This is a genomic window from Mesorhizobium sp. M7A.F.Ca.CA.004.04.2.1 (genome assembly GCF_004022825.1).
In the GTDB taxonomy this organism is placed as follows: Bacteria; Pseudomonadota; Alphaproteobacteria; order Rhizobiales; family Rhizobiaceae; genus Mesorhizobium.
In genome coordinates, this window is sequence record NZ_RZPH01000129.1 from 1 (window position 1) to 9,258 (window position 9,258).

Below are 9,258 nucleotides of genomic sequence, written 5' to 3' on the forward strand. Positions count from 1 at the left end.
GTCGAAATCCCTGACCCGGCAGATGGCGGCGACCGGTCCAAAGCATTCTTCGCGCACGATTGCCATGTCCGGGGTGACGCCGGTCAGGATCGTCGGCTCGTAGAACCAGCCCGTGTTGTGTGCCGGAGGGATGCGTCCGCCGGTGACCGCCTCGGCGCCGTGGGCGATGGCATCGTCGACCAGCCGCATGACCTTGGTGCGAGCGGCCTCGCTGACCAGCGGGCCGATCTCGGTCTTGTCCATGCCGTTGCCGATGCGCAGCGCCCGGGTCCTTTCGGCGAACAGCGCGACGAAGCGGTCATGAACGGCATCGACGACGAAGAAACGCTCGGCGGAGGTGCAGACCTGGCCGGTGAGATGGAAGGCCGCGGTGACGCTGCCGGCCGCCGCGATCTCAAGCGGGGCATGCTCGCTTATGATCAGCGGATCGCTGCCGCCGGCCTCGATGACGCAAGGTTTCATGCGTTCGGCGCAGGCCACCGCCACCGCCTTGCCGGCGGCGACCGAGCCGGTGAAGGCAACCGCATGGGTGCGTTCGGAGGCGATCAGCGCCTGCGCCGTGGCCGCTCCACCAGGCAGGCAGGAGACCAGCCCTTCCGGCAGCGAGCGGAACACGGTCATGTAGTCCAGCGTCGACAGCGTCGTCGCCTCGGCCGGCTTGATGACGCAGGCATTGCCGGCGGCGAGCGATGCGGCGACCGTCCAGCACATCAGCAGGATCGGGAAGTTGTAGGGCATGATGTGGACGGATACGCCATAGGGCTCGTAGCGCGCATACTGGAACGAACCGGCCTGCGTCGTGCCGGCGATCTTGCCGGCATCGTCGCGCGCCATCTCGGCGTAGTAGCGGAAGATCGGCGCGCAGTTGGCGATCTCGCCGATCGCTTCGGGGTAGGGCTTGCCCATCTCGCGCACCATCAGCTCGGCGCAGCGGGTGAAGTTGGCCACCTCGATGGCGTTGGCGACGGCATGCAGGTGCTTGGCGCGGCTCTTGGCGTCGAGCTTTTTCCAGGCGGCCTGCGCCCTGGTCGCGGTGGTGAGCACGGCATCGATCTCGCTATCGCTGGCTGCAGCGATGGCGCCGACTGTTTCGATCGTCGCCGGATCGATCACCGGCTTTGCCGTGCCTGCCATCGGCTGGTAGTCCGGGTTGACGAAGAAGGTCGGCCGGTCAGGGGAGAAATCCATGGACATCCTCTCGGATCCGCTCAGCGGATCATGTAGACCTTCTTGATCGTCTCATGGACGGTGCAGACGCCCTTCCAGTCCTGCGGGAAGAAAGCTGCGGTGTCCGGTTCGATCTCGATGACCTCGCCGGATTCGTGGACGTAGGTGCAGCGTCCTTCGAGGAAGTGGCAGAACTCGTCGCGGGTGACATGGCAGTGCCATTTGCCTGGTGTGCAGACCCAAAGCCCGCATTCGGAGCGGCCTTCCGGCCCCTTGTACAGCAGCTTGCCCGAGGTGTGGGATTGCCCCTCGATCATGGTCGGGATGACGCCCCAGTCGACGAGGTCGGTAATGGTGAGCGGGGATTTCATGATGGGTGTGGTCATGTCGATTTCCTTGAAAAGAGTGCTCAGCGGCACATGAAGGCCTTGGTCAGCGTTTGCCTGATGATGGAGATGCCGGTCCAGCCGGCGGGGAAGAACACCAGCGTGCCGGCCTCGACCGGGATCTCTTCGCCGTCGTCATGGACATAGCTGCCACGGCCTGAGAGGAAATGGCAGAACTCGTCGGCGCCAAAGGTGACCTTGCGCGTACCCGGCGTGCATGACCACAGGCCGCATTCGCTCGATCCGTCCGGGTTCCGGGACAGGACCCTGCCCGAGGCGCGCGGCGAACCGGCGAGCGTGTTGCTGCCCGCGCCCCAGTCCTCCAGTTCCACGCTCGAGGCCTTCGGCCAGTACGGTGTCGGCATGTCGTCAAGCTCCGTGGTCAGGCCAGCATGTAGACGTTGCGCATGGTCTCATGCACGGTGCATTCACCCGTCCAGCCGGCAGGGAACATGACCACGGTCCCGGCGGAGATTTCTATCAGCTCACCGACATCGGACCGGTAGGTCGCGCGGCCGGCGACGAAATGGCACAATTCATCGCGCGGGATGCTCAGGCGCCAGCGGCCTGGCGTGCACACCCAGATGCCGGATTCCGGCTGGTTGTTCGGGCCTTTGTGCACGAGTTTGCCGGTCGAGTGGGAGGCACCGTCCAACGCATCCGGCTGGGCGCCCCAGTCGACGAGATCGGCGCGGGTGGAGGCCTGGTGGAGGTGGGGAGCGGAGGAGGTCATAGCAGCGTCTCCAGCAACCCGGCTGCTTTCTCCGGCCCATTCTGCGCGCGCATCTGCGCCGATGTCTTCGCCAGCTTGGCTTTCATCGCCGGGTCGGTCAGGCAGGTTTCGATCTTGGCAATCAGCTCGGCATCGGTCCAGTCGTAGCGCGGCATGCCGAAGCCGTGGCCGGTTTCCTCTACGCGGGTGGCGTTGTCGTGGCCGTCCCAGACATAGGGCATGATGATCGCCGGCTTGCCGAAATAGAGGCACTCGGTGAAGGAGTTGTTGCCGCCATGGTGGATCACCGCATCGACCTGCGGGATAACCGAAGGCTGCGGGAACCAGCTCTCGACGATCACGTTGGCGGGCACGTCCGTGTACTGGTCCTTGTAGCCGCCGACATTGACCAGAGCCCGGTAGCGCGTCTTGCCCAGCGTCGCGATAATGCGCTTCAACAGGTCGACATCGCCGGCGCCGAGGCTGCCGAAGGAGACATAGAGCAGCGGCCCGTCATTGTTTTTGGCGAATGTCGGCACCGTGTAGGGTTTCTCCTGCCGCACGCAGCCTTCCAGATACTGGAACTTTGCCGGGTCGAGCGGGTGGCGGCGCTTGAACTTTGCCGCTTCGGGATAGAGCAGCAGGTTCAAATAGGGCGAGGCCTCGAAGAACTGGCCGATCGGATAAGGCGCCTCGTTGTTGGCGGCGAGGAAGGCGTTGAAGTCGTCATGGATCGGCTTGATCACCGCGTTGAAATGATCGCGGTAGCGCTGGTGACCGGCGTGGTCGTTCTCGCCGCAGCCGGAGAGATGGGGCGGGATGTCCTCGTCGTCGATCTCGTTTTCCGAGCAGGAGATGACGCGCACCCAGGGTTTGCCGAACTGCTTGATGGCCGGAAACAGGATGACGTTGTCGACGCAGATCACATCCGGCTTGATGGCTGAGAGAACGCGCGGCAGATCCTTCTGCGCCCATTTGGCGCTGTCGACGATCGCCGTCCAGCAATCCTTGACGTAATTGTCGACCTGATCGTAAGGCGATTTGCGGAAGTTCGGGATGTGGCCGTTGATGAAATCCTCCCAGAATTTCGCCATCTGCTCGGGCGGCATCGGCTCCGACAGGTTCACCGGATGCGCCTCGAAACCGTAGCCCTTGTAGACATCGACAAAGCCGGGGTCGGACAGGAAAACGGCTTTGTGGCCGCGCGCCTCGACCGCCTGGGCGATGCCGACGGAATTGAGCGCCGGGCCGTAGGCCGCTTCTGGAAAAAACGCGATCGTCTTCTGCGCCATCAGGCTTCTCCTTTATTCTGCGAAAACTCTGACATCGGCGGCGTCCCAGCCGAGTTCGACCTGATCTCCCGACGCGACCGGCCGGCGGTCGGCGGCATCAGCGGTGACGCGCACCAGGAACGGCTTTGGGGACAGAGGTGTGCGGACATGCAGCTGTAGGTCGAGCCCCTGATAGGCCAGCGCCTCGACCGTGCCGGTGGTGCGGTTGGCGGTCTCCACCGATGGGAACAGCCGGATGCGCTCGGGCCGCACCGACGCGACAGCAGATGCACCGGCTGTGAGTGTGGCGGGCACTTTGCCGGCGATACGCGCTCCGTTGGCAGCCACTACACCGTCGGTGGCGGCTTTACCGGGCACAAAATTCATCACGCCGATGAAGTCGGCGACGAAACGGTCGGCCGGATGCTCGTAGATCGCGTGCGGCGTGTCGCATTGCAGCAGTCTGCCGTCTTTGAGCACCGCCATGCGGTCAGCCATCACAAGCGACTCCTCCTGGTCGTGGGTGACGATGACGAAGGTAATGCCGACCTCGTGCTGCAGGCGCTTCAGTTCCAGCTGCATGGCGCCGCGCAGTTTCTTGTCGAGCGCGCCAAGCGGCTCGTCGAGCAGCAGCAGGCGCGGCCGCTTGACCAGCGCGCGGGCGAGCGCGACGCGCTGCTTCTGGCCGCCCGACAGTTGCTCCGGCTTGCGGTCGGTGAAGGGGACCAGCTCGGTTGTCGCCAGGATGGCGTCGACGCGGGAGCGGATTTCCGACGCCGGCAAGCGCTCCATCTCCAAGCCGTAGGAGACGTTGGCGCGGACGCTCATATGCGGAAACAGCGCGTAGGACTGGAACATCAGATTGACCGGCCGCTTGTTGGGCGGGGTTTTGGCAATGTCGCGGCCGTCGAGCAGGATGCGCCCCTCATTGGGCGTCTCGAAGCCTGCCAGCATGCGCAGCAGCGTGGTCTTGCCGCAGCCCGACGGGCCGAGCAGCGCGAAGAACTCATTCTCGCGGATGTCGAGCGAGATGCCGTCGACGGCGGTCACCCGGCCGAAATTTTTCGACACATGATCGATGGCCAGAAGCGTGCGGGGTTCGCTCATTGGCCTATGATCCCACGGTTGAGCCGCTGCGACAGGGTCAGCGCGGTGATCGAGACCGCCATGACTATGGTCGCCAGCGCGTTGATCTCCGGCGTGATGCCGAAGCGGATCATGGCGTAGATCTGCATCGGCAGCGTCGTCGATGCGCGGCCGGCGCCGGCGGTGAAGAAGGCGATGATGAACTCGTCGACCGAGAGCGTGAAGGCGAGCAGCGCGCCGGCGATCACCGCCGGCGCGATGACCGGCAATGTCACCCGCCTGAACGTGGTGAGCGCGGAGGCGCCGAGATCAGCGGAGGCCTCGACGATCGACCAGTCGAAGCTCTTCAGCCTTGCGCGCACCACCGAGCAGACGAAGGCGAGATTGAAGACGACATGGGCGAGGATGATCGTGTGCAGGCCCATGGTCAGGTTGAGCATGGAGAACAACGACAGCAGCGCGATCGCCAGCACGATGTCGGGAATGATCATCGGCGCGAAGATCAGCGCTTCGAGGCCCTTGCCGTACTGCCGGCGCATCTCGATGCCGATCGCCAGCAGCGTGCCGAGCAATGTTGCGATTGCGGTCGACACCAGCGCCACGATCAGCGTGTTGAGCGCAGCGGACAGGATGGCGCTGTTCGAGGCCAGCGAGGCATACCATTTCAGCGAGAATCCCGACCATGCGGTCGGCAGCCCACCTTCGTTGAAAGACAGCGCCACCAGCACGGCGATCGGGATGTAGAGGAAAGCGAAGACCAGGCTCAGCACGAGCCAGAGCGTGCGCCGCGTGGCGGGGGAGCGCTCAGCCATCGGTGCCTCCGCCGGCTTGCGCGGCGTGGCCCGAGGCGCGATTGGCGGCCAGCGCCTGCGCCATCAGCACCAGAAGCATGATGGCGATCAGCGCCATCGCGAGCGCGGCGCCGAACGGCCAGTCGTTGGCGGTCAGGAACTGGTCGTAGACGAGGTTGCCGATCATCTGGAAGCGGCCGCCGCCGAGCAGCGCGGGCGTGACGAAATTGCCGATCGACAGCACGAAGACAAACACTGCGCCGGCGGCAATGCCCGGCACGGTCAGCGGCAGGATGACACGGCGGAATGTGGTGGCGGCGGAGGCGCCGAGGTCACGCGAGGCCTCGGCGAGTTCCGGGTTGAGGCGCGACAGTGGCGCGTAGCAGGCGAGGATGACGAAGGGCAAATAGTTGTAGACGAGGCCGGCGATGACCGCGCCTTCCGTATAGAGCATCGATGGTGGCTCGCCGGTGTAGCCGAACCAGCGCAACAACTGCGTGATCAGGCCTTCGCGGTTGAGCAGCACGATCCACGCATAGGTGCGGATGAGGTAATTGGACCAGAACGGCAGCACGGCGAAGAACAGGAACACCGGCTGCCACCGGCGCGGGGCGGCTGCGATGGCGTAGGCGGCGGCATAGCCGATCACCACCGCGATCAGGGTGGCGGTGCCGGCGATGCGCGCCGAATTGAGGAAGATGCCGGCATAGAGCGGGTCGAAGACCAGGCCGAAATTCTCCAGCGTGAAGGTGTATTCGATGCCGCCATAGATGCCGCGCCGGAAGAAGGCGAGCGCCAGCACCAGCGCGCACGGCACCACTATCAAGGCGGCGAGCCATGCCAGCGCCGGGGCCATCAGGAGGGAGGAGCGGGAGGGGGTGTATTTCACGGAGGAGCGCCCCCCTCTGGCCTGCCGGCCATCTCCCCCTCAAGGGGGGAGATCAGCAGCTCGAACCTCTCGCTTACATCCAGATATCGAAGATTGGCGAAAGCGACGCCACAGCCAATCTCCCCCCTTGAGGGGGAGATGGCCGGCAGGCCAGAGGGGGGCGACATGGAACGCAAGCTTAATTCCAAGATGCTGTTGGAACAGTCCCTACTGCGCCGCCTTGATCTCGCTGACGATCTTCGAATAGTCGCGCTGGGCGTCGCCGACGTCACGCAACTGCTCGAACTTGACGAGATCGGCCACCGGCATCGCCATGTTGGGGAATTTGGCCAGGAAATCGGCCGGCAGGCTTTCCATGGCTGGCTTGTTCGGCACCTTGTAGTCGATGTTCTGCGCCGCCCAGGCGTGGTTCTTGGCGTCGAGCATGAAGTTGATGAACTGGAAGGCGGCATCCTTGTTGGCGGAGGCCTTCATCACCACCATCGTGTCAACCCAGAGGTCGGAGCCTTCCTTGGGAATGACGTATTTGATCTCTGGCTTTTCGGCGATGCCGTAATTGCACCAGCCGTCCCATGCCTGCACCATCAGCGCCTCGCCGGACACCAGCTTGGAATAGAAGGTGGTGTCGTCATAGGCGAGCAGGGTCTTCTTGGCCGAGATCAGCAGATCCTTGACCTCAGCCATCTTGGCCGGGTCGGTTTCGTTGACCGAATAGCCCTTGTCGAGCTGGCCAGCAGCCAGCAGCCAGCGGTCGGTCGCCAGCATGGTGGTCTTGCCCTTCAATTCGTCGGATGGCGCGAGCAGGTCGCTCCAGCTGGTGGGCGCAACCTTCATCAGGTCCGAACGGTAGCAGAGGCCGGTCGTGCCCCAGGTGTAGGGCACCGAGAATGCATTGCCGGCATCGTGCGGCAGCTTGGTTGCCTCGGGATAGAGATTGGTGAGGTTCGGGATCTTGGCGTGGTCGATCGGCTCGGTCAGGCCGAGCTTGTTCAGCACCTCGGCGAAGGGCGAAGAAACGAAGACCACGTCATAGCCCTTGCCGCCGGCGGCGATGAGCTTGCCCATGATCTCTTCATTGGTGGCGTGCACCACCACTTCGCCCGACACGCCGGTGGCGGTCTTGAAGGCGGCCATGGCGTCAGGCGCCATGTAGCCGTCCCAGTTGGAAATGACGAGGTCGGCAGCCGTCGCCGGCGCGGACAGCGCCAAGGCCAGGCCAAGTGCGATCGAAGATGTTTTCAGCGCACGGCGCCGCAGGCTGGTAGCGGTCATGACAGACTCCCATTTCGGTTGATCGTCGAATTGCATTCGCCGGACCAACGCCTGCGACCCTTGCCGCTGCCTCGATCCCGTTCCCTCGGTCTTTTTCTCGCCGATTGCCCTGACAGTACTATTGCAGAAAAAAGTACGTCAATCCATAATTTGCTAAGCGATCGTGGAATCTGGCCGATTGCGTCCGTGCGGGCGATCGGTCAGATCAATGCGGTCATGTCGTTTTCCACGAGACCAGTCATGCAAGCCGCAGCCCGACGACCTCGCACCAACCACCTCGATCTGGCGCAGCGCATCCTGGATGTGGCGCGGCAGCGCGGTTTTGAGCCCGGCGCACGCTTGCCGGAGCAGCAGATCGCTTCGTTGTGCAATGTCTCGCGCACGCCGGTGCGGGCGGCTCTCGGCCTGCTCGCTGAACGGGGTGTCGTGCGCTGGGAGGCAGATTCCGGTTATCACCTGGCCATCGACCTCACCGCGCAGGCTTCAGTCGCCACGGAACTGCCCGCCGCCGAGGAGGACGAGTTGGCCGAGGCGATCCTGCGCGACCGGTCGGCGCGTCGGCTGGACCAGACGGTGACCGTCGCGGGGCTGATACGGCGCTACAGTGCCGAGCGCAAGACGGTACTAAAAGCACTTAACAAACTGACCGAAGAGAATTTGTTGGACCGAGCGCCTGGCCAGTCCTGGCTGTTTCGGCGCACGCCCGACGATCCAGAGGCGCAAGGCGACAGCTATGAGTTCCGCTTGCTGCTGGAACCCGCGGCCATCCTGACGCCGGGCTTCCGGCTGGACGGCGCGCGGGCGGCGACGTTGCGCCAGGCTATGGAAGCGCTGGTGGCGCTGCCGGACGCCGCATTCGATACACGCGAGTTCCAGCGGCTGGACATCGATTTTCACGGCATGCTCGCTGAGGGCTGCGCCAACCGCTTCGTTGCTGATGCGCTGGCCGATCATCTCAGGCTGCGCCGGCTGCCGGGCATCTATGCCGGCGTCAACGTCTTCCGCCTGCGGCAATCGCTGCGCGAACACCTTGTTATACTCGACCATCTTGAAAGCCTGCAGTATGAGGTGGCGGCCGATCTGCTTCGTATCCACCTGCGGCTTTCCCGCAACCAGCGACCGCAGGCGGCCAGTCGCGGGGCGCCCGCCCTGTTCGGCATGATCAGCCGGCCGGAATGACGAGGAATAATTGACGCGTAAAGCCAGCCCGACCATCGCGCTGTTTCCCGAAGCCAGTTTCGGCGCGGCGTTGAATTGCGTCGGCATCGCGCAGGCATTGCGTGCCAAGGGAGCCCGGCCCGTCTTCATTTGCCATGCCGGCTTTTCCGGCGTCTTTGCCGACTATGGTTTCCAGGAATACCAGCTGCCGACCGACGAGCCGCTGAGCGACAGCGAACGCCAGAGCTATTGGCAGGCCTTCGTGCGCCGGCACCTGCCGCATTTCCGGCTGAGCCCGATCGACCAGCTGGAAACCTATGTCGCGCCGACCTGGCAGGCCATCGTCGACACTGCGGTCAATGCCGAGGCGCCGCTGCGCCAATTGCTGGCGCGGCTGAAGCCGGACGCGGTGGTGCTCGACAATGTCATCATGTTCCCGGCGATATCAGCCGCCGGCTGTCCCTGGGTGCGTGTCGTCTCCTGCGCCGAGACCGAGCTGCCGGACACCAATGTGCCGCCCTACCTG

10 protein-coding genes and 1 pseudogene are annotated in these 9,258 nt (G+C 64.2%); 2 read left to right on the forward strand and 9 right to left on the reverse strand.

Annotated features, from left to right (window positions below; translation table 11 throughout):
* From EN893_RS08585 to EN893_RS08630, 9 genes are all read right to left on the reverse strand, one after another.
* A partial coding sequence (locus EN893_RS08585) for an aldehyde dehydrogenase family protein (protein WP_164900766.1) occupies window positions 1–1,188 on the reverse strand: 1,188 nt, incomplete at its 3' end.
* A gap of 20 nt (window positions 1,189–1,208) precedes the next feature.
* Window positions 1,209–1,553 (reverse strand): cupin domain-containing protein, encoded by a 345-nt coding sequence (locus EN893_RS08590; RefSeq protein WP_013528939.1) that lies wholly within the window; start codon window positions 1,551–1,553, stop codon window positions 1,209–1,211.
* Window positions 1,554–1,576: 23 nt separating this feature from the next.
* On the reverse strand, window positions 1,577–1,918 hold the full coding sequence (locus EN893_RS08595) for a cupin domain-containing protein (RefSeq protein ID WP_127266973.1): 342 nt from the start codon (window positions 1,916–1,918) through the stop codon (window positions 1,577–1,579).
* 17 nt (window positions 1,919–1,935) lie between these two features.
* A complete protein-coding gene (locus tag EN893_RS08600) occupies window positions 1,936–2,286 on the reverse strand; it encodes a cupin domain-containing protein (RefSeq protein WP_127266972.1) in 351 nt (116 codons plus the stop codon).
* Window positions 2,283–3,557, reverse strand: a complete 1,275-nt coding sequence (locus tag EN893_RS08605; protein WP_127266971.1) for a glycosyltransferase — start codon at window positions 3,555–3,557, stop codon at window positions 2,283–2,285. The genes EN893_RS08600 and EN893_RS08605 overlap by 4 nt, the downstream gene beginning before the upstream one ends.
* A gap of 12 nt (window positions 3,558–3,569) precedes the next feature.
* Window positions 3,570–4,643: an ABC transporter ATP-binding protein gene (locus EN893_RS08610; protein ID WP_127266970.1), complete on the reverse strand. Its 1,074-nt coding sequence runs from the start codon at window positions 4,641–4,643 to the stop codon at window positions 3,570–3,572.
* Window positions 4,640–5,434, reverse strand: a complete 795-nt coding sequence (locus EN893_RS08615) for an ABC transporter permease (protein ID WP_127266969.1) — start codon at window positions 5,432–5,434, stop codon at window positions 4,640–4,642. The genes EN893_RS08610 and EN893_RS08615 overlap by 4 nt, the downstream gene beginning before the upstream one ends.
* Window positions 5,427–6,269 (reverse strand): ABC transporter permease, encoded by an 843-nt coding sequence (locus tag EN893_RS08620; protein WP_127266981.1) that lies wholly within the window; start codon window positions 6,267–6,269, stop codon window positions 5,427–5,429. The genes EN893_RS08615 and EN893_RS08620 overlap by 8 nt, the downstream gene beginning before the upstream one ends.
* A gap of 240 nt (window positions 6,270–6,509) precedes the next feature.
* Entirely contained in the window at window positions 6,510–7,574 is a 1,065-nt protein-coding gene (locus EN893_RS08630; RefSeq protein WP_127266967.1) for a spermidine/putrescine ABC transporter substrate-binding protein, read from the reverse strand.
* An 18-nt stretch (window positions 7,575–7,592) separates the two neighbouring features.
* On the opposite strand from EN893_RS08630, the gene EN893_RS08635 reads away from it, so the two are divergent.
* On the forward strand, window positions 7,593–8,753 hold the full coding sequence (locus tag EN893_RS08635) for a GntR family transcriptional regulator (RefSeq protein ID WP_236382938.1): 1,161 nt from the start codon (window positions 7,593–7,595) through the stop codon (window positions 8,751–8,753).
* 10 nt (window positions 8,754–8,763) lie between these two features.
* Window positions 8,764–9,258, forward strand: a pseudogene (locus tag EN893_RS08640) (glycosyl transferase family 1); the annotation flags it as partial.

Bases quoted from the DNA above. Each gene is read 5' to 3' on its own strand.
- EN893_RS08630 (WP_127266967.1), bottom strand. From the start codon at position 7,574: ATGACCGCTACCAGCCTGCGGCGCCGTGCGCTGAAAACATCTTCGATC.
- EN893_RS08600 (WP_127266972.1), bottom strand. From the start codon at position 2,286: ATGACCTCCTCCGCTCCCCACCTCCACCAGGCCTCCACCCGCGCCGAT.
- EN893_RS08595 (WP_127266973.1), bottom strand. From the start codon at position 1,918: ATGCCGACACCGTACTGGCCGAAGGCCTCGAGCGTGGAACTGGAGGAC.
- EN893_RS08605 (WP_127266971.1), bottom strand. From the start codon at position 3,557: ATGGCGCAGAAGACGATCGCGTTTTTTCCAGAAGCGGCCTACGGCCCG.
- EN893_RS08615 (WP_127266969.1), bottom strand. From the start codon at position 5,434: ATGGCTGAGCGCTCCCCCGCCACGCGGCGCACGCTCTGGCTCGTGCTG.
- EN893_RS08610 (WP_127266970.1), bottom strand. From the start codon at position 4,643: ATGAGCGAACCCCGCACGCTTCTGGCCATCGATCATGTGTCGAAAAAT.
- EN893_RS08590 (WP_013528939.1), bottom strand. From the start codon at position 1,553: ATGACCACACCCATCATGAAATCCCCGCTCACCATTACCGACCTCGTC.
- EN893_RS08620 (WP_127266981.1), bottom strand. From the start codon at position 6,269: ATGGCCCCGGCGCTGGCATGGCTCGCCGCCTTGATAGTGGTGCCGTGC.